This is a genomic window from Exiguobacterium sp. UBA3491 (assembly GCF_002377745.1).
Classification (GTDB): domain Bacteria; phylum Bacillota; class Bacilli; order Exiguobacteriales; family Exiguobacteriaceae; genus Exiguobacterium_A.
In genome coordinates this window covers 23003-47016 of the sequence record NZ_DFQK01000001.1, presented here as the reverse complement: position 1 = coordinate 47016, position 24014 = coordinate 23003, and the positions used below count along the sequence as shown (strand labels likewise).

At 46.7% G+C, this 24014-nt stretch carries 20 protein-coding genes; 1 reads left to right on the top strand and 19 read right to left on the bottom strand.

The genetic code is table 11. The features are described from left to right. Window positions 1-6: 6 nt before the first annotated feature. From B4F99_RS00205 to B4F99_RS00170, 8 genes are all read right to left on the bottom strand, one after another. Complete coding sequence (locus tag B4F99_RS00205) at window positions 7-375, bottom strand: hypothetical protein (RefSeq protein ID WP_214852878.1); 369 nt, start codon at window positions 373-375, stop codon at window positions 7-9. A 107-nt stretch (window positions 376-482) separates the two neighbouring features. Then, a complete protein-coding gene (gene speD / locus B4F99_RS00200; protein ID WP_023469024.1) occupies window positions 483-869 on the bottom strand; it encodes an adenosylmethionine decarboxylase in 387 nt (128 codons plus the stop codon). 258 nt (window positions 870-1127) lie between these two features. Further along, window positions 1128-2171: a glyceraldehyde-3-phosphate dehydrogenase gene (locus tag B4F99_RS00195; protein WP_035406310.1), complete on the bottom strand. Its 1044-nt coding sequence runs from the start codon at window positions 2169-2171 to the stop codon at window positions 1128-1130. A gap of 154 nt (window positions 2172-2325) precedes the next feature. After that, on the bottom strand, window positions 2326-2910 hold the full coding sequence (coaE, locus tag B4F99_RS00190; protein WP_214852872.1) for a dephospho-CoA kinase: 585 nt from the start codon (window positions 2908-2910) through the stop codon (window positions 2326-2328). After that, window positions 2907-3737: a DNA-formamidopyrimidine glycosylase gene (mutM, locus tag B4F99_RS00185; RefSeq protein WP_290754636.1), complete on the bottom strand. Its 831-nt coding sequence runs from the start codon at window positions 3735-3737 to the stop codon at window positions 2907-2909. Before mutM ends, coaE begins: the two co-directional genes overlap by 4 nt. Window positions 3738-3753: 16 nt before the next feature. Then, window positions 3754-6351 (bottom strand): DNA polymerase I, encoded by a 2598-nt coding sequence (gene polA, locus B4F99_RS00180; RefSeq protein WP_290754634.1) that lies wholly within the window; start codon window positions 6349-6351, stop codon window positions 3754-3756. Window positions 6352-6563: 212 nt separating this feature from the next. Beyond that, the gene (gene pnpS, locus B4F99_RS00175; protein WP_035406301.1) at window positions 6564-8297 is read right to left on the bottom strand and encodes a two-component system histidine kinase PnpS; all 1734 of its coding nucleotides are present in this window, start codon (window positions 8295-8297) and stop codon (window positions 6564-6566) included. Next, window positions 8294-9013 (bottom strand): response regulator, encoded by a 720-nt coding sequence (locus B4F99_RS00170; RefSeq protein ID WP_369792024.1) that lies wholly within the window; start codon window positions 9011-9013, stop codon window positions 8294-8296. Before B4F99_RS00170 ends, pnpS begins: the two co-directional genes overlap by 4 nt. Before the next feature lie 211 nt (window positions 9014-9224). Between B4F99_RS00170 and B4F99_RS00165 the strand changes: the two genes are divergently transcribed. Continuing rightward, entirely contained in the window at window positions 9225-9650 is a 426-nt protein-coding gene (locus B4F99_RS00165) for a divergent PAP2 family protein (RefSeq protein ID WP_223040684.1), read from the top strand. 59 nt (window positions 9651-9709) lie between these two features. Here the strand turns inward: B4F99_RS00165 and B4F99_RS00160 are convergent, their stop codons facing one another. The 11 genes from B4F99_RS00160 to dnaE form a co-directional block, all read right to left on the bottom strand. Beyond that, a complete protein-coding gene (locus B4F99_RS00160; protein WP_214852859.1) occupies window positions 9710-10849 on the bottom strand; it encodes a zinc-dependent alcohol dehydrogenase in 1140 nt (379 codons plus the stop codon). A 455-nt stretch (window positions 10850-11304) separates the two neighbouring features. Beyond that, a complete protein-coding gene (gene mdh, locus B4F99_RS00155) occupies window positions 11305-12243 on the bottom strand; it encodes a malate dehydrogenase (RefSeq protein ID WP_214852856.1) in 939 nt (312 codons plus the stop codon). Between the two features lie 22 nt (window positions 12244-12265). Next, entirely contained in the window at window positions 12266-13540 is a 1275-nt protein-coding gene (gene icd, locus B4F99_RS00150) for an NADP-dependent isocitrate dehydrogenase (RefSeq protein WP_035406288.1), read from the bottom strand. Between the two features lie 71 nt (window positions 13541-13611). Continuing rightward, on the bottom strand, window positions 13612-14724 hold the full coding sequence (gene citZ, locus B4F99_RS00145) for a citrate synthase (protein WP_035406285.1): 1113 nt from the start codon (window positions 14722-14724) through the stop codon (window positions 13612-13614). 218 nt (window positions 14725-14942) lie between these two features. After that, the gene (locus B4F99_RS00140) at window positions 14943-15413 is read right to left on the bottom strand and encodes a DUF441 domain-containing protein (RefSeq protein ID WP_035406282.1); all 471 of its coding nucleotides are present in this window, start codon (window positions 15411-15413) and stop codon (window positions 14943-14945) included. A gap of 58 nt (window positions 15414-15471) precedes the next feature. Next, window positions 15472-17220 carry a pyruvate kinase gene (pyk, locus tag B4F99_RS00135; protein ID WP_023469037.1) on the bottom strand — a complete coding sequence of 583 codons (1749 nt, stop codon included), beginning with the start codon at window positions 17218-17220 and terminating at the stop codon, window positions 15472-15474. A gap of 65 nt (window positions 17221-17285) precedes the next feature. Next, window positions 17286-18254, bottom strand: coding sequence for a 6-phosphofructokinase (pfkA, locus tag B4F99_RS00130; protein WP_029342336.1), 969 nt, complete (start codon window positions 18252-18254; stop codon window positions 17286-17288). Between the two features lie 147 nt (window positions 18255-18401). Beyond that, the gene (accA, locus tag B4F99_RS00125) at window positions 18402-19337 is read right to left on the bottom strand and encodes an acetyl-CoA carboxylase carboxyl transferase subunit alpha (protein WP_290754628.1); all 936 of its coding nucleotides are present in this window, start codon (window positions 19335-19337) and stop codon (window positions 18402-18404) included. Beyond that, window positions 19324-20184 carry an acetyl-CoA carboxylase, carboxyltransferase subunit beta gene (gene accD, locus B4F99_RS00120; protein ID WP_290754626.1) on the bottom strand — a complete coding sequence of 287 codons (861 nt, stop codon included), beginning with the start codon at window positions 20182-20184 and terminating at the stop codon, window positions 19324-19326. The genes accA and accD overlap by 14 nt, the downstream gene beginning before the upstream one ends. A 20-nt stretch (window positions 20185-20204) precedes the next feature. After that, a complete protein-coding gene (locus B4F99_RS00115; protein WP_290754624.1) occupies window positions 20205-20723 on the bottom strand; it encodes a FadR/GntR family transcriptional regulator in 519 nt (172 codons plus the stop codon). Window positions 20724-20825: 102 nt separating this feature from the next. Further along, window positions 20826-23987, bottom strand: a complete 3162-nt coding sequence (dnaE, locus tag B4F99_RS00110; RefSeq protein WP_214852846.1) for a DNA polymerase III subunit alpha — start codon at window positions 23985-23987, stop codon at window positions 20826-20828. Window positions 23988-24014 lie beyond the last annotated feature (27 nt).

The window sequence follows — 24014 nt, the reverse complement described above, 5'->3', positions numbered from 1 at the left end:
CTCCGTTCACGTGATTTCTTTTGTTCCAATCATCTTTAATCGATACCCTGCATCAAGTGATGTATAGATTCGCTCAATTTGTTTCTCGAGATCAGGTCCGAGAAGACTTTCACGGTGTAAGAAGAGATCGACGGCAGTACGTCCGCCTGCCACCATGATGACTGTCGCAAGTCCATCGACTTCTTTTAAGGTAAAAGCGAGTTCTCCACGTTCCGCGTCAACACGACGAACCGTTCCGCCATCTTGCTTTAAGATATTTTCTAAACCAGCAAATAACATCTCCACAGTTGCTGCGTAGTAGTGTGTGCGTAGGTTTTCGTTTTTATGTGTATCGGATGTCTCTAGCTGTTTTTGCAAACGTTCCTTCAGTCCCATGGTCATCCTCTTTTCTTTGTTTCTTCTACTATTAAGAATAACAGACGTCAGACATATTAAAAAGCCCTCGTCTGAACGACGAGGGCTTGACGAATTCGTGTGTATTGTCAGTTGACGTGCTGGACAGTAGCCGCTGGAACTTGAACAGGTCCCATACCACGTGGAATTTCGACATTTTCACGGATTTTCGCATCGAGCTTTTCAGCAATGTAGTTCGCTGCGATGGCTGGATCGATCCGATCCCCACAAGTAAAGACATCAACCGATGCATACCCGTGCTCTGGGAAACTGTGAATCGTCAAGTGCGATTCAGAGATAATGACGACGCCACTGACGCCGTGTGGTGCAAACTTGTGGAATGCTACTTCTCGTACTTCTGCACCTGCTTGAAGTGCTGCGTCAACGAAAAGTCGTTCAACGAATTCCATGTCGTTCAATTTTTCAGGATTACAATCCCAAAGTTCTGCAATAATGTGTCTTCCCATAGTATCCATTTGTGGATCCCCCCTACATTCAATGGTCTTCAAAGTAGTTGATCACTTACTTTGCGCCTGAGTCGTTCGCACCCACGGGGGAAAGTTAGTCCAGAGAGGTCCTAACCCTTTAAGCTGCGATTGCCAGACCGATTGAAGTTCACGATTTGAATTATAGCGAGTATCAAAAAGATACACAAGGATAAATTTCAAAAATTAATATATTTTAAGAAAAAAAACGGGACAGCCCCCGTCATTGCTGGGATCTGCCCGTTATAATTAATTCAATTCAAGTTCTTTTTCAACGGTTCCCATCGCCTCTAAGTGTGCCGAGACGAGGTGTACGAGATCGACGACGCGGCATGAGTAACCCCACTCATTATCGTACCAAGCGAGGACCTTCACCTGACGACCACCCATGACCATCGTCGAGAGCCCGTCGACGACCGTCGAACGTTCTTCTCCGTTAAAGTCGATTGAGACGAGCGGTTCCATCGTCATTCCGAGAATGCCATCAAGCGCACCGTCCGCTGCTTTCGTGAAGGCTTCGTTCACTTCAGCGACCGTCGTATCTCGACTGACTTCGACGACGAGATCGACGAGTGATACGTTCGGTGTCGGAACACGAAGCGCGAGTCCATTTAATTTCCCTTCCAAATGTGGCAAGACGAGCGCAATCGCCTTTGCCGCGCCTGTCGACGTCGGAATGATCGATGAGCCGCATGCCCGGGCGCGCCGTAAATCCTTATGCGGGTTATCAATGTTATTTTGATCGTTCGTAAACGCATGAACCGTCGTGACGAGACCGGATTCGATTCCGAATGCACGGTCGATGACTTGTACGACAGGTGCGAGACAGTTCGTCGTACACGATGCGTTCGAAACGATATCATCCGTTTCATGATCATACATGTCATCATTGACACCCATGACGATCGTCCGAACATCCCCTTTAGCAGGTGCCGTGATGACGACCTTTTTTGCTCCTGCCACTAAATGCTTCGCAGCGCCCGTATCCGAATTGAACTTCCCTGTTGCTTCGACGACGATATCGATGCCGAGTTCCCCCCACGGCAATAATTCAGGATTGCGTTCACTGACGATTTGAATCTCTTTTCCGTCAACCATCAACGCCCCATCGATGATGTCGACCGGGTAATTGAATTTTCCGTGTACCGTATCATACTTGATTAAATGCGCGAGTGTTTCGACTGGATAACTCGCATTGATTGCTACGACTTCGCTTTTCCCCTCAGCGATCAGACGTCGAAAGACCATTCGACCAATTCGACCAAAACCATTGACTGCCACCTTGACTCCCATGTGCGGATCCCCCTTCAATGTGACGGATGTAGCTCCGTTTACAGATAGAACTATATCACGAAATGTAAGCGATTTCATTATGTTCTCTAAAAAAAGTGAGAGAAGATGGAAACTTCTCTCACTTCATGTTTTTCATAACTTGTCATCATTTGCATCAATCACCATACCGACTTAACCACTCATCGATTTGTTGGTACAACGAATCAATACTACCGTCATTGAAGAATACATCATCTGCAAGCTCTTTTTTCTGTTCGATGCCGAGTTGCGCATGGATACGTGCATACGCTTCTGCTTCTGATAAATCATTACGTTGCATCAATCGTCTTAACTGCATATCTTCTGGGCAATAGACGACAACGACGCGTTCGAACAGGTTTCGCCAATCCCCTTCTAGCAGTAACGGAATATCAAATACGACGAGAGAATGTCCTGAACGTTCATAGGCATCTGCTGCTTCGAGCATCTGTTGTCGAATACTCGGGTGCATCAACTGATTCAATTGTTGTCGTTTTTCACTATCTTGAAAAATGATTTGTCCGAGCTTTGGACGGACAAGACGTCCTTTTTCAAACGCCTCCGGGAATGCCAGTTGGACTGCATCATATGCTCGCCCTCCCGGCTCAACGACTTCTCGCGCAATGAGATCCGCATCGATGACCGCTATTCCTTTTTGTTTTAAATAGCTAGAAACCGTACTTTTACCGGTTGCGATACTCCCTGTCAGACCGACTCTCATAAGGCAACCTGTTGGCACGTCGGACAGAAATGTGTTCCCCGTCCACCGACTTTGATTTTTTCGATGGCTGTACCACAACGAGGGCACGGTTCCCCTTTTTGACCGTATACCGCAAGTTGAAGCTGGAATTCACCTTTTCCTGACGGCGAGACATAACTCCGGATCGTACTTCCTCCTGCTTCCACCGCTTGTCGTAAAACGTTGACACCGGCTTGATGAATGCGTGAGATATCATCGAGTGTCAAGGCGCCGGCTTTCGTCAACGGGTGGACGCGTGCAGCATGAAGGGTCTCATCGACATAGATGTTACCGAGACCAAGGAAGATGGACTGGTCGAGCAGTGCCGTTTTGATTGGACTTCTCTTTTTACGAATTAAATTCTCCGCTAACACTTCTGCTGTAAATTCCGGATCAAACGGTTCACGCTCCAGTTGTGCCAGTGGAGCAGTCTGCATCGCTGTTTCCTTATTACGTAATTCCATCGTTCCGAACTTCCGAACATCATTATAGTGAAGTTCCGAACCATCCGTGAAGCGGAAAACGACATGCGTATGTTTATCCCGTTCAACCGGTTGTGGATACGGGAAGTACTTTCCTTCCATCCGCAAATGGCTGACGAGATAAAAACGATCAAAATCAAAGAGCAGGAACTTTCCGCGACGTTCGACGCGTTCGATCCTTTCTTGATGTAAGGCATCTGCAAATGGCGCCACTTCCATCCCCCGAATCATTTTCGGATGGTAGACTTTGACGGAAGAGACTGTCTTTCCAGAGACCGAACGTTCTAAACTGCGGCGAACGGTCTCGACTTCAGGTAATTCAGGCACATCTATTCCTCCTTGCTTACTTCGTTTCGTACCACGTATGCCCTGCGCCCCCCTCGACGCGTAGCGGTACGGATAGTTCGACGGTCTGCTCCATCGCTTGTTTGACAAGTGCTTGTAAAGCGTCGAGTTCTTCGTCTGGTGCTTCAAAAATCAATTCATCATGTACTTGTAATAACAAGCGTGCCTTCAGATTAGATGCTTTCAAAGCAGCATGAACATCAAGCATTGCTTTTTTAATGATATCTGCAGCCGAACCTTGAATCGGTGTATTGATCGCAGTACGTTCAGCAAAACCGCGTAAGTTAAAGTTTTTCGAATTGATATCTGGAATATTGCGGCGACGGTTCATCAACGTTTCGACGAATCCATTTGCTCGTGCCGTCTCGATCGCTGTATCCATGAACTGTTTGATTTGCGGGAACAACTCGAAATAACGATCGATGAATGATTGCGCTTCTTTGCGTGTGATGTTCAAGTTTTGAGACAATCCATAATCGCTGATTCCGTAAATGATTCCAAAGTTGACGGCTTTCGCCTGACGTCGCATGTTTCCTGTGACATCTTCCGGTTCGACACCGAAGACACTACTTGCCGTTTGAGTATGAATATCCTCATCATGGAGGAACGCATCGACAAGCGTCTGATCCTGCGACATATCGGCCATGACACGTAATTCAATTTGTGAATAATCAGCAGCGTACAATGACCAGCCTGCCTCACTCGGAACGAAGGCTTTTCGAATCTTCCGTCCTTCTTCGATCCGAATCGGGATATTCTGAAGGTTCGGATTGACCGAACTTAAACGACCTGTCTGGGCAATCGTCTGAGCAAAACGGGTATGAATCTTTCCGTCTTCCTTAATGACTTTTTGTAAGCCTTCAACATACGTCGACTGTAATTTTTGGAGCTCCCGGTATAACATGATGTGATCGATGACCGGATGCAGCGGACGCAGTTTTTCAAGGACGTCTGCGGCAGTCGAGTAGCCGGTCTTTGTTTTCTTGAAGGCGGGCAATTCGAGTTTTTCAAACAGAATCACACCAAGTTGTTTCGGTGAATTAATATTGAACGACTCACCTGCCGCTTCAAAGACCAACGTCTCAAGTTCCGTTAAACGTCCGGCAAGATCTGCTTGCATCGACTGGAGCGTCGCGACGTCGACACGAATCCCGGTCCACTCCATCTCAGCGAGGACACCTGACAATGGACGCTCTAGTGTTTCATACAGCTCATATTGCTGATTCGCCTTCAACTCTTCCCGGACTTTCGGGAACAATAACTCGATCATCCGTGCCTTTTCTGCAAGATAAGGATGTAATACGTCATCCGCTGGGGCTAGACGTTTGGCTCCCTTACCGAGGACTGCTTCTTCGTTCGGTGCCATCAATGCATAATGACCAGCAATTGAAGCGAGCGTCGTGCCGCCACTTAAGTTCAATAAGTAACCCGCTAATAACAGATCCTCATAACCGTTTAAGGTTAAGCCGTGCTTACGCAACGCGAATGCGACTTGTTTGGCATCGAGACAAATCTTCCGATGTTCCGACTCGATCCATTGGCAGAATGCCGAATCTTCGACGAGCGTTGGGGCAGCAACATAGATCGTGTCAGGCGTTGCGATCGCAAACCCGATGATGTCCTCTTCCATGTAATCCTCTCGCAACTGTTCAGCAAGCAACACCGCATCGGTGACGTCTTCAGGAAGTGAAGTGATCGTCACGACGTTCAACTGCTCTTTATCCTCTTCTTTGACGACAGGGGCGAATCGATTCGTCAACGACTTGAAACCGAGCGACTGGAACAACGAATATGGCACTTGGGTATCAACATCGCGAATTTGCAAATCATCTAGCGTCGTCTCGAGCGGGACATCGACTTTAATTGTCGCAAGTTCTTTCGATAGTCGTGCTAACTCTTCGTTCGCGATGACTTTTTCCTTCTGCTTCCCTTTTAAGTCTTCAACATGTTCATACAGTCCTTCGACAGAACCATATGCCGAAATCAATTTAACTGCCGTCTTTTCACCAATCCCAGGAATCCCTGGAATATTATCCGATTTATCACCCATCAACCCCTTCAAATCAATCATTTGAATGGGTTTGAGACCACCATACGTCTCAGCAAACAGTTCCTCTGTCATGCACTGGACGTCCGTAATACCACGCTTCGTGATCAAGACTTCGACCTTATCTGTGACAAGTTGAAGTAAATCTTTGTCTCCTGTGACGATCCGTGTCCGATCCGTTGGCATCGTTCGTGCAAGCGTACCAATCAAATCATCTGCCTCATAGCGATGGAGTTCCATCATTTGAATACCGAGTGCTTCACAGATGTCTCGGACGATCGGGAATTGTTCTCGTAGTTCAGACGGTGTTTTTTCCCGACTTCCTTTATACTCCTGATAGACATCGTGACGGAATGTTTCACTCGAAGCATCAAAGGCAACGAGCATATGTGTCGGTTGCTCTTCTTCAAGCAACTTCAATAACATCATCGTAAAGCCATAGGCTGCGTTCGTATTTCGTCCTTGCGCGTCCGTCATTGGTGGTAAAGCGAAAAACGCCCGATAAGTCAATGAGTTCCCATCAATCAATAACAATTTATTTTCCATCATCTACGCCCCTTTAATCGATTTTCTGTCCCTATTGTATCACTCTGCACACATTTGTTCGCTAAAAATGACCAAAAAAAGACGATTGACTCAAGGAGAGTCAACCGCCAAGGGCATGACGACATGGGAGCTGATCCAGTCGCCATACAGATGATGAAGAAGGTACTTTCATCATAAGATACATCTATTAAGGAATTGTGAATCCACTGTGAAATTCAGCCATGTTTTGGTAAACGAATCGTAAACGTCGTTCCTTGTTGCTCCGCCGATTCGACATCAATTTCCCCATGGTGAAGATCAACGATGTGTTTAACAATGGCCAGCCCGAGACCCGTTCCACCTGAATTACGGCTTCGCGCCTTATCGACACGATAGAACCGTTCGAAGATACGCTGCGTCTCCTTCGGATGAATACCAATCCCATCATCTTTGATGATGAGTTGGACAGACTCTTCTCCGTCCTCGAGTTGAATCCAGACGTTACCACCGTTCGGGGTGTAGTTCAACGCATTCGCAACTAAGTTGACTACGACTTGTTTCAACCGATTCAAATCTGCCCGGATGAAGACTTCCTCTTCCGTTTCGATATGAATCATCATCTCTTTTTCCGCTGCTCGTCGATGCAACAGCTCAGCGGTTTCGCGAACGAGACTCGTCACATCAACGATTGCTGTTTCAAGCTGATAGTTGTCTTGTTCCAGTCGCGATAGTTCGAGCAAGTCTTCGACCAATGTCTGCATTCGTTCTGATTCATCATGAATGATCCGCAAAAATTGTTCCCGGATTTCCGGAACATCTTGCGCACCATCGAGTAACGTTTCTGCAAACCCCTTGATGGACGTCAGTGGTGTTTTTAATTCGTGGCTGACATTCGCAACGAAGTCTTTGCGCATCTGTTCCAGCTTTTTAATTTCCGTAATATCGTTGAAGACAACGGTCGTTCCTTGCACGCGACCGTTCTTATCAAAAATCGGTGCGGCACTGACCATAAACGTCCGACTGTTGATGCCGAAACGGACACTCGATTGTTTGCGATTCGGTTTTTCTGTCAGGTAGACATCTTCAATCACCTGACTCATCTTTTCGTTCGGAAGTACGCGGTAATATAATTTTCCACTAGATGGTTCGTGAATATGGAACATCTCCCGATAGGTACGGTTAACAAGTAGTACATAACCCTTTTCATCAATCAGCATGAGACCGGCTCCCATGTATTCGATCAAGGATTCGAGTCGTGCCCGTTGCATCGCTTCACCGGATGATGCATTCTCTAGATTTCGTGCGAGGAGATTGATCGAGCGTCCTAAATCACGTGATTCATCTGGTGCCGCTAACTCGTAGACGCGTGACTTGTAATTCCCATGTGACAGTTCGTGCAACACATCGGTCGCCTCCGCGATTGGTCGTAGGAACCGTTTCGTTGAACGATAGATTGTCAAAAAGATGATTACGAGCGAAGCAAGGAGTGAGAAGAAAATGACCGTCCAAATCCGTGAATAGATAATATTCAAATCTTTAGCATAACGAATGAAACTGACGTACACTTCTCCACCATCTGCTGTTGGAACAGGCTTCGTGAACTGGACGACACTGTCATCCGTCTTCGATTCAAACGTACCATCTTTGGGAATCGCTGAGAAATTGAGCGTTGCTACTTTTAGTTTCGTGACATCAACAGGGGTACCTGCGATGATTTCCCCACGTCCGTTAAATAAGATCATGTCAAAGTTGGATTCGGCATACAATTGATTCACGTACTGTGCCATATCAGAAACTTCGCGCCCTTGTAGAATCGTCTCGACAAGCGAGGTTTCATCCATCAGTTTTTCTTTTTCATTTTGAACATAGAATTCCTTAAATGATTGTCCAAGTAGAAAACCGAGTGCAACAAGCACCAAACTAATGAAAGAAATCATTTTAAAGATGAACCGTTTCCGATACTTACTCATTCTGGTTTCGGCTCCTCCATCTTATACCCGAGACCGCGAATCGTTTTAATATAAATCGGTTTTTTCGTATTCGGTTCGATTTTTTCACGGACATGACTGATATGCACATCCACGATACGCGTATCACCGACGAAATCATAATTCCAAATCGCGGATAACAGTTGATCTCGTGTCAAGACACGTCCTTTATTTTTAGCGAGATATACGAGCAATTCGAATTCCTTAGGAGTAAGTTCAAGACGTTCTTCTGCTTTGAAAGCTTCGTAGTTATCCGGAACGATTTTGACGTCACCAATCAGAATCGTTCCGTCCGTGACCTCATCCGGGGATGCTGTCTGATGACTCATCCGTCGTAAAATCGCTTTTACACGGGCAACGACTTCGCGTGGGCTAAACGGTTTTGTCAGGTAATCGTCCGCACCGAGTTCTAGACCGAGCACCTTATCAAACTCATCATCCTTTGCCGTCAGCATCAAGATCGGTGTATTGATTTTCTGTTGACGTAGTCGTTTACATACTTCCAGACCATCGAGTTCCGGCAACATAAGATCCAGTACGATCAGTGCGGCATCTTGTTTTTCCGCTAATTTCAAACCTGACATTCCATCATGTGCCGTTTCAACGACAAAACCAGCCTGCTCTAAATTAAACTTCAATAGTGTTGCAATCGACAATTCATCATCTACCACGATAATTTTATCCTTCAAACCTTGCATCCCCCTCAAGTTTCGTTCTTTCGAATGAGGAATTCCGTGGAATCCGCTTCGTCTGTCTTCATCTTACCGACTTTTACTGGAAAATCACAAATCTTTCTGCTGTTTCTTTACATAATCTTTAAAGGAGACGATGAATCCCTCTTGATCATTCGTGTAAAAGCGATAAAAACGGGGAATCAATACATATCGTCAATCGTAGGAGGTAAAATGTATGGAATGGAATCATCCCCTTTTTGCAGCCATCACGGCATGGTTCATCGCTCAAGCAGCGAAGCTTGTTACGAGTTTGGTACGGACCCGAAAGTTCGACCTGGAGATCATGTTTGCTTCCGGTGGTATGCCTAGTTCACATAGCTCGACTGTCGTCGCGTTAGCCGTGGTCATCGGTTTTCAGGAAGGCTTCTCATCTTCGCTCTTCGCACTAGCTGCCATATTTGCCACAATCATCATGTATGACGCGACGGGTGTCAGACAAGCTGTTGGTGTTCAGGCAAAATTACTCAATGATTATTTTAAAGGAATTCGTCATGAGACCCCTCTTCTGAACGAACTCGTCGGTCACACTGAGTTTCAAGTATTCGTTGGTCTCTTACTCGGTTTAGCTGTCGGTCTTCTATGGCCCGTCTTCTTCTTTTAATCCTATGATGTACAACAGCCCATCCAAAAATCGGATGGGCTGTTTGAGTATGATATAGCTTATGGTTTCAAGACGACCTTGATGCATCCATCTGTCCGATCATTAAATGTCTGATAGGCAGAAGCAGCATCATCAAGTGCCACTCGGTGTGTCACGATATCCGTCGGATCAAATTCCTTATTGATGATTTTCTGGAACAGTTCCGGCATCAAATGGACGACGGGTGCTTGTCCCATTTTCAGTGTGATATTCCGAGTGAAAAAGTCGCCGAGTGGGAATTGGTTATATTTTTCAGCATAGACGCCCGTCAACTGTACGGTACCAAATTTCCGGACAGCGTCCTTCGCAATATTAATGGCACTCAACGTTCCACCTTGCAGACCAATCTTTTGTTCAATTTTTTCTACGGCGGACATCTTTCCGTCAAAACCGACGCAATCAATGACGACGTCTGCCCCACCTTGCGTCAATTCTTTGATGTAGGCACCACTTTCTGCATGATCTGAAAAATTCACGGTCTCGACTTTATTCGTCATTTTAGCATGATTTAATCGGTACACTTGATCATCCACCGCAATGACCCGTTTCGCACCTTGCATCCATGCGAATTTTTGTGTCATCAGTCCGACAGGTCCCGATCCGAGTACGACGACCGTGTCCCCTTTTTTCACACCAGCATGCAGGACACTCCAATATGCTGTAGGTAAAACGTCAGATAAGAACAACAACGCTTCATCTTCTAGTTCACACGATTCAGGAATCACAAGTGGCATGAAATTCCCGAACGGAACTTTTAAATATTCCGCCTGACCACCAGGATGTCCACCAAACTCTTCTGTAAAGCCGAAATACCCACCTGTATCGACATGGGGATTTCCATTCGAGTTATCGCATTGACTTTCCATATCATGTTCGCAAAAGAAACAGTGACCGCAAGCAACGTTAAACGGTAATACGACGCGGTCTCCCCGTTTGACCTTCGTCACTCCTGGTCCAACTTCTTCAACGATGCCCATCGGTTCATGACCAATGACATAGTCTTTGTGAGCCGGCATATTCCCTTGATAAATGTGTAGATCCGAACCACAAATTGCAGTCGAGGTGATCTTTACGATGATGTCATCGTTTTTATCAATCGATGGATCCTGTACTTGTTTGACTTGAACATCTTTTGCTCCTTGGTACGTTACGGCGCGCATGTGGCATCCCCCTTAGTGGAATAGAATGACGTACCTTTGTCCTTACCCTAATACAATCTTTTTTTATACATGTTTATTGAAATTGGAACTTTTCTCCTATGTGTATCGTATGTTGTGAAAAACACACTTTACACAATTAACCTATGAATGAAAGGAGGCACTCGCGTGGCACGATGCACCGTTTGTCGTCAATCCTGGTCTGCTCGAACAATCTATCGTTTAATCTGGTCTGCTCACGGACTCCCCTGTCCACATTGTCAAAACCGACAACACCTACATATGGAACATCAAGGTCACTTCCTTCGAATCGGATATTTGATTCCTTGGCTGACGTTTCTTCTTATACTGGTCTGCCCTTGGTATGCCAAGTTATCGCACTATGCTTCTCCTCATCGGTTATGACGAGACAAAAAAGACGAACTTGTCACTTTCGACAAGTTCGTCTTTTTTTAGAATCAAGATTTTAATAGGTCGAGTACCGAACGGACGGTAGACGCAGAGCGGTTCAATGCTTCTTGTTCATCGGCAGTCAGCTCGAGTTCGTAGACGTGCTCGACACCGTTCCCACCAAGAATGACCGGTACACCAAAGTACATATCGTTGTATCCGTATTCGCCTTCGAGATAAGCGATTGCCGGAAGAATCCGTCGCTGATCCTTCAAAATCGCTTCGACCATCTCAGCGATCGCCGCTGCTGGCGCATAATAAGCAGAACCGTTTCCAAGTAACTGAACGATTTCACCGCCCCCTTTACGGGTCCGGTCAACGATCGCATCGAGTCGTTCTTTCGATATGAGCTTCTCAATCGGAATTCCTCCTGCCTGAGAATAGCGCAGTAGCGGTACCATATCATCTCCGTGTCCACCGAGCACGAACCCTGATACGTCCTTCACAGAAACATTGAGTTCTTCTGCTAGAAATGTCCGGAAACGCGCCGTGTCGAGGACTCCGGACTGACCGATGACACGTTCCTTCGGAAAACCAGATGCTTGATAGACCGTATACGTCATCGCATCGACCGGGTTCGTCAAAACGATGATGATCGATTCTGGTGCATGCGCGACGATTTCCTTCGTCACAGCTGTCATGACGGCAGCATTCGTACTGACAAGGTCTTCGCGGCTCATGCCCGGCTTTCGAGCAATGCCGGCAGTGATGACGACGATATCTGCGTCCTTGATATCTGCATAATCCGATGTCCCTTTTACCGAAACATCAAATCCGAGGATTGGCGCTGCTTCTTGCATATCAAGCGCCTTTCCTTTCGTCGGATTTTCTTGCTCTGGTCGGTCGACGAGGACGATATCACCTAACTCTTGCTGGGCAAGGTAAAGTGCCGTCGTCGCGCCCGTAAAGCCACTTCCTATGACTGCGATCTTCTTCCGTCTGTTCATCGACTCATTCCTCCTGATCGGATTACATGTTTTTGATGAGTTCGTCCGCGAATTCAGAACACTTCACTTCAGTCGCACCATCCATGAGACGTGCGAAGTCGTATGTGACGACTTTTGCTTCGATCGATGTTTCCATCGATTTGATGATGAGATCTGCTGCTTCGTTCCAACCGAGGTGACGGAACATCATTTCGCCTGACAAGATGACAGATGATGGGTTTACTTTATCAAGTCCAGCGTATTTTGGTGCTGTACCGTGAGTTGCTTCAAAAATCGCGTGACCAGTCATGTAGTTGATGTTTGCTCCAGGTGCGATTCCGATACCACCCACTTGTGCAGCAAGTGCATCCGAGATGTAGTCACCGTTCAAGTTCATTGTCGCAACGACATCGAACTCTTTTGGACGAGTCAAGATTTGTTGTAAGAAGATATCAGCGATTGAGTCTTTTACGATTAACTTACCAGCAGCTTCAGCGTCTGCTTGTGCTTTGTTCGCAGCCTCAGTTCCCTCTTCTTCTTTGATACGATCGTACTGGTTCCAAGTGAAGACGTGCTCTGCGTATTCACGCTCAGCAAGCTCATAACCCCAGTTTTTGAAAGCTCCTTCAGTGAACTTCATGATGTTTCCTTTGTGAACGAGTGTCAACGAAGCGCGCTTGTGCTCAAGTGCGTATTCGATTGCTGCACGAACGAGGCGTTCTGTACCCTCTTTTGAAATCGGTTTGATTCCAAGACCAGATGTCTCAGGGAAGCGAATTTTGTTGACACCCATTTCGTTTTGAAGGAATTCAAGCAGTTTTGCAACGCCTTCGCTACCTTCTGCATATTCGATTCCTGCGTAGATATCTTCAGTATTTTCACGGAAGATGACCATATCTGTATCTTCTGGGCGTTTAACCGGTGAAGGAACACCAGTGAAGTAACGAACTGGGCGAAGGCATGTGTACAAATCAAGCTCTTGACGTAATGCAACGTTCAATGAGCGAATACCGCCGCCGACTGGTGTCGTAAGTGGTCCTTTGATTGCGATGATGTGCTCACGGATGAGATCGAGTGTCTCTTCTGGTAACCAGTTGCCTGTTTTGTTGAATGCTTTTTCGCCAGCATAGACTTCTTTCCATTCAATCTTCTTCTCACCGTTATAGGCTTTTTCAACTGCTGCATCAAATACGCGTACCGCAGCATTCCAGATGTCAGGTCCTGTTCCGTCACCAATGATGAATGGAATGATTGGAGCATTTGGAACTTGAAGTGTACCGTTCGTTACTGTGATGTTTTCGCCTTGAAGTGTAGCCATGTCTAAAAATCCCCCTTAAGTAATTGTAATCTACATCAAAAATCAGGAGAGGATTACTCCTCTCCGTCCTTTTAACGTTCTTCGATGGACACATATGTCCGGTGTGTTTCACCCGTGTAGTCTGCACGTGGGCGAATCAGACGGTTATCGCTATACTGCTCTAAAATGTGCGCCAACCAACCTGACATTCGACTTACTGCAAAGATTGGAGTGAAAAGTTCTGTATCAAGTCCAAGTGCATGGTACGTAGAAGCGGAATAGAAATCAACGTTTGGTTTCAATCCTTTTTCCGACTGGACGATCTCGTCAATCTTAACTGACATCTCATACCATTTCGGTTCCCCGATTTGAGCAGTCAGCTGACGACTCATTTCCTGAAGGTGCTTCGCACGTGGATCGCCGTCCTTGTAGACACGGTGACCAAAGCCCATGATTTTTTGCTTGTTCTCAAGTTTATTATGGACATACTCGTCAACCTTTTCAACCGAATCAATTTCTAACAGCATCTTCATGACAGCTTCATTCGCTCCACCGTGAAGAGGTCCTTTTAATGCACCCATCGCTGCCGTCACACCTGAGTAGACGTCAGAGAGTGTCGCAACACAAACACGTGCCGTGAATGTCGAAGCGTTCAACTCATGGTCTGCATGAAGAACAAGCGCTTGGTTGAACGCTTTTTCAGCCACTTCTGTCGGCTCTTCGCCTGTCAACATGAACAGAAAGTTTGCAGCGTAAGAAAGACCTGTTTTAGGTGCGATTGGTTCCTGCCCTTTTTTGATACGCGCATAAGCCGTAACAAGTGTTGCGATTTGCGCTTGTAATTTGATGGCTTTAGCGTAATTCGCCTCTGTCGACATATCTTCCGATGTTTCATCGTAAAGCGCGAGTTGAGAGAGCGCTGTCCGAATCATTGCCATCGCATTCGCCGACTTTGGTGCTGCCTTCATCGTCTCGAGAACGGCAGTCGCAACTGGTGCTTCGGAAATGAGTGCTTCCGACAGTTGCTTCAATTCCTCTTCTTTTGGTAGACGGTCGTTCCATAATAAGAAGACGACTTCCTCAAATGAGGCGTGCTCCGCCAAATCATCAATTGTATAACCGCCGTACGTCAATTGACCATCGATGATCGAACTGATTTTCGATGTCGTCGCGACGATTCCTTCTAAACCTTTAGTTTGCGTCATGACAATAATCCCCCTTTTTTTCCCCAGAAATTTAAAACGCTTTCATTTCCGTATTGAAAAAAAGACGTCCACTCAAGAGTCGTTCCCCATGCTTGTACCGCTGTACTCTTGAATAGACCATCTTGTTTCTGTTCTTAGTATAAACAAAATTACCCAAAAAGTGAATGAACTTGCATACTATTATCAAAAAATTAATTCGTATTCTTTGCTGATCCTGCTCATCCCGTGAACGTTTTTGCGATGATATCCCACATTCCGATGACAAGCGCAGCAATCCCAGCACCAATTAGTGGACCAACGGGTACTCCGCGGAAGAGTCCCACTGCGAGAATCGTTCCGGCAAGCAATGCCGTCGTGACAAGTGGGTCTTCTTTCATCAGACCAACACCATGTGCCGCGACGATCGCAACGAAGATTCCTGATAAAAATGAGATGATGCCGATATGCCCCCGAATACTTTGAATAAGTTCCTTAAATCCGATATCCCCTGCTGCGATCGGTACAAGAATCGCAGCCGTGATCAATGTGACACCCCAGGTGATTCCTTTTGCCTGCAAGGATGGAAATAATCGACCATCTAGTCCGATCGCCTTGACGATCAACAGGAAAGCAGCAGCGATGATCAATGATTTATTTTGTGCGATGACCCCGATGAAGACGAGGGCAATCAAAAATAGATAAGCTTCCATACGTCCTCCTCATGAAAAAAAGACGGACATGACCTAAGTCACGTCCGTCATGAATGGATTATGCGTTATATAGTTTACCTGTCAATGGATCGATTGAGATCATTTGACCGTCTTTGAAGACTGTCAATGCATCTTCGACACCAACGATGACTGGTTTACCGAGTGATGGTCCAACGATTCCAGCATGGCTTGTCAATCCGCCATCAACTGTGATCATCGCTGCAGCCATCTCGATTGCAGGCATCATGTCACGATCAGTTGAGTTCGTAACGAGGATCATGCCTGGCTTCGCTTTCGCGTTTGCTTCTTCTGCGTTGTTTGCGATGACGACTTCGCCAACGACTCCACGCTCACCGATTCCACGACCGTTTGCGATCTCTTTACCGACGATGTGGATTTTCAACATGTTCGTTGTACCAGCAGTCAAAGCAGGGATACCTGCTGAGATGACGACGAGATCACCGTCTGTAACGAAACCAGCGTCTTTTGCTGTGTCCGCAGCAAGTGTCAACATGTCATCCGTGTTGTCTGAAAGATGATCAACGACGATTGGGTACACGCCCCATACGATGTTCAACTGACGTGCGACACGTGCGCTTGGTGTAACAGCGACAATGTTTGGCTCTGGACGGTATTTCGAGATACGTGCAGCCGTGTAACCCGATTGTGTCGGTGTCAAGATTGCTTTTGCGTCCAAGTTGATTGCAGTGTGCGTAACCGCTTGAGCGATTGCATCCGTCACTGTGTGCTCACTACGTGTCTGACGATCTTTCAACAAGAGCTTGTAGTCGAGCATTTTTTCTGTACGTTTTGCGATCGAGTGCATCATTTGGACAGATTCGATTGGGTAGTCCCCTGCTGCTGTCTCACCTGAAAGCATGATTGCATCCGTACCATCAAGAATCGCGTTCGCGACGTCTGATGCTTCAGCACGTGTTGGACGTGGGAAACGTTGCATCGAGTCAAGCATTTGTGTTGCTGTAATGACTGGTTTACCGAAGTCGTTACAAAGCTTGATTAAGTCTTTTTGAGTTGGTGTGACTTCTTCCGTTGGAATCTCGATACCGAGGTCACCACGCGCTACCATCAAACCGTCCGAAATCGCAAGGATTTCTTCGATGTTATCGACACCTTCTTGGTTCTCGATTTTTGGGAAGATTTTGATGTGGCTCGCGTTGTTTTTCTCAAGCAATTGACGAATCGCAACGACGTCTGACGCACGGCGTACGAAAGATGCCGCGATCAAATCGATATCGCTCTTGATACCGAACTCGATATCCGCAATATCTTTTTCTGTCAAAGCAGGAAGGTTAACCTTTACGTTTGGCAAGTTAACGCCTTTTTTCGTCTTGATGACACCTTCGTTTTCGATTGAACAACGAAGCTCACGGTTCGGAAGTTTTTCAGTGACACGAAGACCGATGAGACCGTCATCAAGCATGATCATCGAACCAACTTCGACGTCATCATAGAGTCCTTCATACGTGACTGAGAATTTATCTTTCGTTCCGACGATTTCGTTTGCGTCTCCGCTAACGATGATGACTTCTTGACCACGTTCGAGAAGCGCTTTTCCTTCTTCAAACGAATGTGTCCGGATTTCTGGTCCTTTCGTATCAAGAAGAATCGTAACAATTTTGTTTGCTTCTTTCGCTGCGCGGCGGATATCCGTGATACGTGCGCCGTGTTCTTCATAATCGCCGTGTGAGAAGTTCAAACGAGCGACGTTCATACCTGCTTCAATCATTTCTGGAAGACGTTTTTCTGACGCCGGTCCAATCGTACATACAATTTTAGTTCTACGCATATTCCATAAACCTCCTACGGTGTTTGGCCAAGTTCTCTTGTCCATTCCAATCCTATCGACGTTCGTTAAATCGAAAGCTGTTTTGAAAGCTCGAGAATATCAAGATCCAGCTCATGTTTATTTTCGTCGAGTGCCTCATCGATATCGAGATCGATCATCTTACCACCACGTACACCTACGACACGTCCTTGTTTTCCTTGAAGTAGGATTTCGATGGCATGCGCTCCCATACGACTTGCAAGTACACGGTCCGCTGCCGTTGGTGCTCCACCACGTTGAACGTGACCAAGAACCGTGACGCGTGTATCGAGACCTGTTTCTTTTGCGATCGCGTCTCCCACGTCCTGGGCACGGCCTGCACCTTCAGCGACGATGACGATTGAGTGTTTCTTACCGCGATTGACACCACTTTGAATGCGATCGAGGACTTCTTTTAAATCTTCAGGACGCTCGGGAACAAGAATCGATTCTGCTCCACCAGCAAGTCCTGCATATAATGCGATATCACCCGCATCGCGTCCCATGACTTCAATGACATACGTCCGCTCATGCGACGATGCCGTATCACGGATTTTATCGATCGCTTCAAGCGCCGTGTTGAGCGCTGTATCAAAACCGATCGTATAGTCCGTTCCAGGAATATCGTTATCGATCGTACCTGGAAGTCCAATTGTCGGGAAGCCAAGTCCCGTCAATTTTTGGGCACCACGATACGACCCGTCTCCGCCTACGACGACGAGTGCATCAATTTCAAATTTCTTAAGATTGACAACCGCTTTTGCTCGTCCTTCTTCTGTACGGAACTCAGGGCAACGTGCTGAACGTAGGAACGTTCCACCTCGTTGAATGATGTCACCGACTGACCCAAGGTTCAACTGGACGATGTCCCCGTTGATTAATCCTTGATAGCCGTTATAGACACCAAATACTTCTAAGCCATGAAAAATCGCTTTACGCGTGACAGCACGCACCGCGGCATTCATACCTGGTGCATCGCCGCCACTCGTTAAGACAGCAATCCGTTTTAAACTCACGTTAATCACCTCTCCATTAATCTGAATCTAAAATAGCACGTTGTTTTCTTGTTTTACAACAGGGCAGATTGCATAAACTTTCACTTGTTTTTTCATTACCGATTCCGGAAATGAGGAATATCAATCATGATAGCGATTACATGGTGCTTATGTGCCAATTTGGTGATATTTTTCGGTCCGTTGATCGAGGAGCTCTTCCTTGGTCAGATGAACCAAAGTTTCGAGCTTCTGTATCAAGACAGATTTTAATTTATCCGCCTGTAATGACACATCAAGATGTGCTCCTCCGATGACTTCAGGAATGATAGCATCCGCGATTCCAAGGCGTAACAAATCAGGTGCTGTGATTTTCATCGATTCTGCAGCCTTTTCCGCAAGACTCGCATCTTTCCACAATAATGCTGCAGCACCTTCAGGAGAGATAACGGAATACGTCGAGTTCTCAAGCATCAAGAGTTGATCACAAACGCCGATTCCTAAAGCACCACCTGAACCGCCTTCACCAATGACAATCGAGATGATTGGCACAGTCATCCCAGCCATCTCAAACAAGTTTTTCGCGATGGCTTCACTTTGACCGCGTTCTTCTGCCGCACGTCCTGGATATGCTCCTTTCGTGTCAATGAACGTAATGATCGGTCGATTGAATTTTTCCGCTTGTTGCATGAGACGCAGTGCTTTCCGGTACCCTTCTGGATGTGGCATTCCGAAGTTACGACGAATGTTCTCTTTTGTATCTTTTCCGCGTTGATGACCGATGATCGTCACGGGACGACCATTTAGCGTTCCGATTCCACCGACGATTGCTGCATCATCATACCCATGACGATCGCCGTGCAGTTCGATGAAATCTTCACAAATCGATTCAATGTAATCGAGTGTCGTTGGACGTTCTGGATGACGTGCCAACTGAACACGATTCCACGCTTTCATATTCCCGTAAATATCGAGTTCTAACCGATGAAGGCGTTCTTCAAGAAGTTGCAGTTCTTCCTTGAAATCAAGTCCTTGCGTTTCCGCCATGTCATGAAGCTCAAGAATTTTTTCGCGTAACGCGATGACTGGTTGGTCAAATGGTTGCATGGTTCGTTCCCTCCGCATGTAGCTTTAAGATTCGCGTATAGTACGTCTTCAGATCGTGTCGTGATACGACATCGTCCAGTTGACCTGCTTGCAATAAGAATTCTGCTGTTTGGAAATCTTCCGGTAGTTTTTCACGAATCGTCTGTTCGATGATCCGGCGACCCGCAAATCCAATCAACGCACCCGGTTCAGCAATGTTGAAATCACCGAGCATCGCAAAACTTGCTGATACACCACCGGTTGTCGGATGTGTCATACAAGAAATATAGAGTAACCCTGCATCTGAATGCTGTTTTAAAAAGAGACTTGATTTTGCCATCTGCATGAGACTGACCATTCCTTCTTGCATCCGTGCTCCACCTGAAGCAGAGAATATCGTGACAGGTAAACGATGTTTCGTCGCGTAACGAACAGCTTCAGAAATTGCAGCACCAACGGCAGCTCCCATCGAGCCCATCCGGAATCGCGCATCCATGACACAAGCGACGAGTGGGTGACCATTCACATTCCCGACGCCACAGACGATCGCTTCCTTAAGACCCGTTCTGACTTGATCTCCTTTTAATTTTTCCGGATAGTCCTCAAATCCGAGGGGATCCGCTTGAACTGCCGGCAGATCAAAATATGTTACCGAACCTTCATCAAATAATTGCGTAAAACGTTCTTGCGCAGTCAACGGATGATGATATCCACATGAACAGACGCGTAGGTTCGTTTCTAGTTGTTTCGTATATTGGATCAATTTACATTTCGGACATTTTGTCATTAAGCCAACAGGCACATCGACACGTTGCTCCTTTGAAGTCAACGTGACGAACTTTTTAGGTTTTCGAAAAAATGCTTGCACGTTCAGTTCCCCCTTGTCATCTATGGGCGGTTCAAGAATTGTTCCCGTTCCACTTGCGTATAGAGTTCCCCTTGACCGAAGCTTTTATGGAAGGCATTGACTTGTCGCCAGATTCGTTCAAACAGATCGTTATCGACCGTCTGAATCAACGTCTCACGAAACGCTGCATCAGATGCAACAACTGGTGCAAGCACCGAAAGGTCATCCAGCTGCGCGAGCGCTGCTTGCTCAAGCAAGCGGAGCGTTCCTGCCAAGTCTTCAAACTTCGAATCGCCAGTCACTAAGAATTGAGCGATGATTTGAATATAGGTATGATCGTCACGGTTCAACAGAAAGCTTCCGCCTCCGTGCCGTGTCTCGATGATGCCTAAATAAGCGAGCGTCCGTAATGCTTCTCGTACGGACGGTCGGCTGATGGATAGTCGTTCTGCCAGTTCCCGTTCCGATGGGATTCGGTCTCCTGGAACTAATCCATCTTGTTCGATCATCAATTTAATCGCCGCGATATTGGCTTCAAACGCATTTCGTTTCTTCTCCATATCGATACGGCACCACCTTTCTGACCCTTCAGTCGGTTGCTTTAATCGGTGGCATTGGTCAGACCAATTACCCTTTATTATAACAAATCTTATTACCTACTACTAGTTTGAGCGAGGCACATTTTTCAGGACAACATGATCCTCACCAAACTGCATACGTAGACGAGCTAATAATTCCTCATCATGCCGAACCGCATAAAGTGACGGTAACGATTTCGTCTCGCGTGAATCAGCGTAGCGAACGACGACTGGAATATCGCCTGGCGTAGCTTCTAACAATTGTTCGAGTGTGGCTAGCTCATTTTTTGATGTTAGCTTGACGAACAATACATCTTGTCCGAGTGGCCGGAGCCGTTCCAAAATGAATTGGCGCTCCCCTTCACGATCTTGAACCTTCAACTCGATCAATAAGACATTCCCTAAGTAAAGAGAACGACGGAACCGCTCATATTGACTTGGGAATACGACGACTTCTTCATTTGAATACCCATCGACCGCTTGAATGACCGCCATCACTTGACCGCGTTTCGTCTTGAATTCTCGGATTTGATCAATATAGCAGATTAAATAATGCGTGTCTGCTCCGACACTAAGATCATGAAAATAAGCAGATTCGACCGGTGCTTTCATCGCTGTCGTCAAAGGAGAATACGTTAACCAGAATCCGAGTGCATCTCGTTCCAGGCGTGCCCAGTCGGAATCGCTTCGTTTCGATGACTTCTGTGTCCGGCGTTTCCCGAGGATTGCCAGTTCGTCCGGTAATAAGGTATTCGATGATTCCGTGAAGTACTCGAGCACCTCTTGTTCAGCGAGTCCACGATCGCCGTGCGTCGCTCGGTCTAATGCGCCACTATAAAGCAGTAATTCGATTTTTGCTCGTTCCTTTTTACCCCATCCGACATGAGTCAATAGACCGGCGATCGTCGCCGTGTGCTTCGACGCTTCTTTTAACCGTTCGAACTCTCGCTCGGAAATACCTTTAATCACATGGATTCCAAGTCGAATCCCCTTTCCCTCTAGCGAAGAACGATAATCGGAAATCCAGACGTCCGGTGATAGGACAGGGAGACGTCGTTCGCGCATCAACCGGACAAGGCGTTCCGGTTGTTCCACCGAAACGAGAAAGAAAATTTGCGGGAAATGCGCTTTGATATACCCAAGGGCATAACTAATCTTTGAGTAGGCGACTGCATGACTTCGGTTAAATCCATATCCGGCAAAACGTTCGATTTGTTCATAAAGTGAGTGCGCTACTGTATCATCGAATCCATTCGTTCGTGCACCTTCTAAAAAATGGAGACGTTCCTGTTCGAGTGAATCCGTACTCTTCTTAGAAATCGCACGTCGTAATATATCTGCTTGAGCAAGCGTAAAACCAGCCACTCGGCGTGTGATTTCCATGACTTGCTCTTGGTAGACGATGATGCCATATGTCGACGCCAGCACCTCTTCTAATACAGGATGTACCATCTGATAAGGTTGACCGGCTTTTCGTTTTGCGTACAGATCAATGAATTTCATCGGTCCTGGACGATAGAGCGACATCGTGGCGACCAAATCTTCAAATCGATTCGGTTTCACTTCTCGCAATGTTTGTTTCATGCCTGGTGATTCGAATTGGAAGATATCATCCGTCTCGGCGCGGGCAAAGACTTGGAACGTCGCACGATCTTCTTCTGGAATTTGCGAGAGCTTAAAAGAGGGGTGTTCTCTTCGAATCAATTCTTCCATCCGACGCAAACGACTAAGATTGCGCAGCCCCAGCAAGTCAATCTTCAGTAATCCTTGACGTTCTAATGCTTGCATCAGGAACTGCGTCACGTATCGCTCGTTCGGTCCTGTCTCTAAGGGTGTCGTCTCGACGAGATTCTCTGACCCGATGACGACGCCGGCTGCGTGAACCGAACGTTGTCGCGGGAGACCTTCGACTGCTTGCGCTAGCTGTAAGAGTTGTCGACGTTTTTCACTTCCAGAGAACCAGCGATACGTCTGTTTATTTTGTTCGATTCCTTGTAATGTCGTCGATTTCCCAAGTTGTTTGACTGCAGCATCCAGTTCATCTTTTGAAAACTCCAGCGTTCGTCCGACGTCTCGCAGAGCGGCTTTGGCACCAAGCGTTGATAATGTCCCGATTTGGGCGACATGGTCTTTTCCATAACGCATTACGAGATCTTCTAATACCTCTTCGCGTCGTTCATCTTCGATATCGATATCGATATCCGGCATCGAAATCCGCTCTGGATTCAAAAACCGCTCAAAGAGTAATCCATATTTCAACGGATCAACCGTCGTGATTCCAAGCGCATAACTAACGAGAGAGCCTGCTGCCGACCCACGACCAGGTCCAACATGAATGCCTTTCGCCTTTGCTCGTCGAATAAGTTCCTCGACGATCAAAAAATAATCAGCAAATCCGGTTTGTTCGATGACGGACAGTTCATAGGCGAGCCGTTCCGCCGCTTCTTTACTTTCATGACCGTGTGCCAGTAATCCTTCTTCAGCATGCGTCCGCAGCATCGCATTCGAATCTTCTGCGACGCGTGGTAATGGACGTTGCTGGAACGGTAATTCTAAGCGTTCAGATGTCGCGGCAAATTGCTCAGCCATCGTGATTTCTCGCTCCGTAAAGTCTTCGAGTAACTCTTCTCGAGTCTTTAAATGCATCAGACGATCTGTTTTTTGATCTTGGAACGTCGTTGCTTCACGGATCGCACGTATTGCTTGATAAGCTGGGGCTTCAGCTCGATGAAGATAACGGACAGGATCGACCGGGATTGTCTCTACACCGAGTGATGCGGCTACTTCCCGATAACGCATGCGACTCTCTCGCTCGACGGTCGAGCGACTCGAAGTCACTCCCATATATGTACGCGCTCCTTGAACGTGTCCCATCCACTGCACGACGGAACGACGTAGACGTGTCATATCTTCCGATGCCTGACGAAGCGGAACGAGCACCGCAATGAGCGATGAGGCTTCAATAACCGGTTGTTCACTAGCTAATCGGTACAATTGACGTAAGCCATCAGAAGAAAAAGCAAACCACAAGATACAACAGTCTTCTTCCTCGATTCGCTGTTCCCAGCCAATGACCGGTTGTAACTGTCGACGCTGACACGCCTCGATGAATGCCGGAACTCCGGTTAATGTCGTTTCACAGATGATCGCTCGTCCAAGCTGACGATGAACAAGCTCATCGAGGTACGTCTCGATTCGAATCAAACTTTGTAAGGGACTATATTGTGTCCGGACATTTAAGTGCATCTTCTATTCTCCTCTCTCTTCTGATGA

Excerpts from the sequence above, each read along its gene's own strand:
- B4F99_RS00205 (WP_214852878.1), bottom strand. The coding sequence starts at position 375 with ATGGGACTGAAGGAACGTTTGCAAAAACAGCTAGAGACATCCGATACA.
- speD (WP_023469024.1), bottom strand. The coding sequence starts at position 869 with ATGGATACTATGGGAAGACACATTATTGCAGAACTTTGGGATTGTAAT.
- B4F99_RS00195 (WP_035406310.1), bottom strand. The coding sequence starts at position 2,171 with ATGGGAGTCAAGGTGGCAGTCAATGGTTTTGGTCGAATTGGTCGAATG.
- coaE (WP_214852872.1), bottom strand. The coding sequence starts at position 2,910 with ATGAGAGTCGGTCTGACAGGGAGTATCGCAACCGGTAAAAGTACGGTT.
- polA (WP_290754634.1), bottom strand. The coding sequence starts at position 6,351 with ATGATGGAAAATAAATTGTTATTGATTGATGGGAACTCATTGACTTAT.
- pnpS (WP_035406301.1), bottom strand. The coding sequence starts at position 8,297 with ATGAGTAAGTATCGGAAACGGTTCATCTTTAAAATGATTTCTTTCATT.
- B4F99_RS00170 (WP_369792024.1), bottom strand. The coding sequence starts at position 9,013 with ATGCAAGGTTTGAAGGATAAAATTATCGTGGTAGATGATGAATTGTCG.
- B4F99_RS00165 (WP_223040684.1), top strand. The coding sequence starts at position 9,225 with ATGGAATGGAATCATCCCCTTTTTGCAGCCATCACGGCATGGTTCATC.
- B4F99_RS00160 (WP_214852859.1), bottom strand. The coding sequence starts at position 10,849 with ATGCGCGCCGTAACGTACCAAGGAGCAAAAGATGTTCAAGTCAAACAA.
- mdh (WP_214852856.1), bottom strand. The coding sequence starts at position 12,243 with ATGAACAGACGGAAGAAGATCGCAGTCATAGGAAGTGGCTTTACGGGC.
- icd (WP_035406288.1), bottom strand. The coding sequence starts at position 13,540 with ATGGCTACACTTCAAGGCGAAAACATCACAGTAACGAACGGTACACTT.
- citZ (WP_035406285.1), bottom strand. The coding sequence starts at position 14,724 with ATGACGCAAACTAAAGGTTTAGAAGGAATCGTCGCGACGACATCGAAA.
- B4F99_RS00140 (WP_035406282.1), bottom strand. The coding sequence starts at position 15,413 with ATGGAAGCTTATCTATTTTTGATTGCCCTCGTCTTCATCGGGGTCATC.
- pyk (WP_023469037.1), bottom strand. The coding sequence starts at position 17,220 with ATGCGTAGAACTAAAATTGTATGTACGATTGGACCGGCGTCAGAAAAA.
- accA (WP_290754628.1), bottom strand. The coding sequence starts at position 19,337 with ATGCAACCATTTGACCAACCAGTCATCGCGTTACGCGAAAAAATTCTT.
- B4F99_RS00115 (WP_290754624.1), bottom strand. The coding sequence starts at position 20,723 with ATGGAGAAGAAACGAAATGCGTTTGAAGCCAATATCGCGGCGATTAAA.
- dnaE (WP_214852846.1), bottom strand. The coding sequence starts at position 23,987 with ATGCACTTAAATGTCCGGACACAATATAGTCCCTTACAAAGTTTGATT.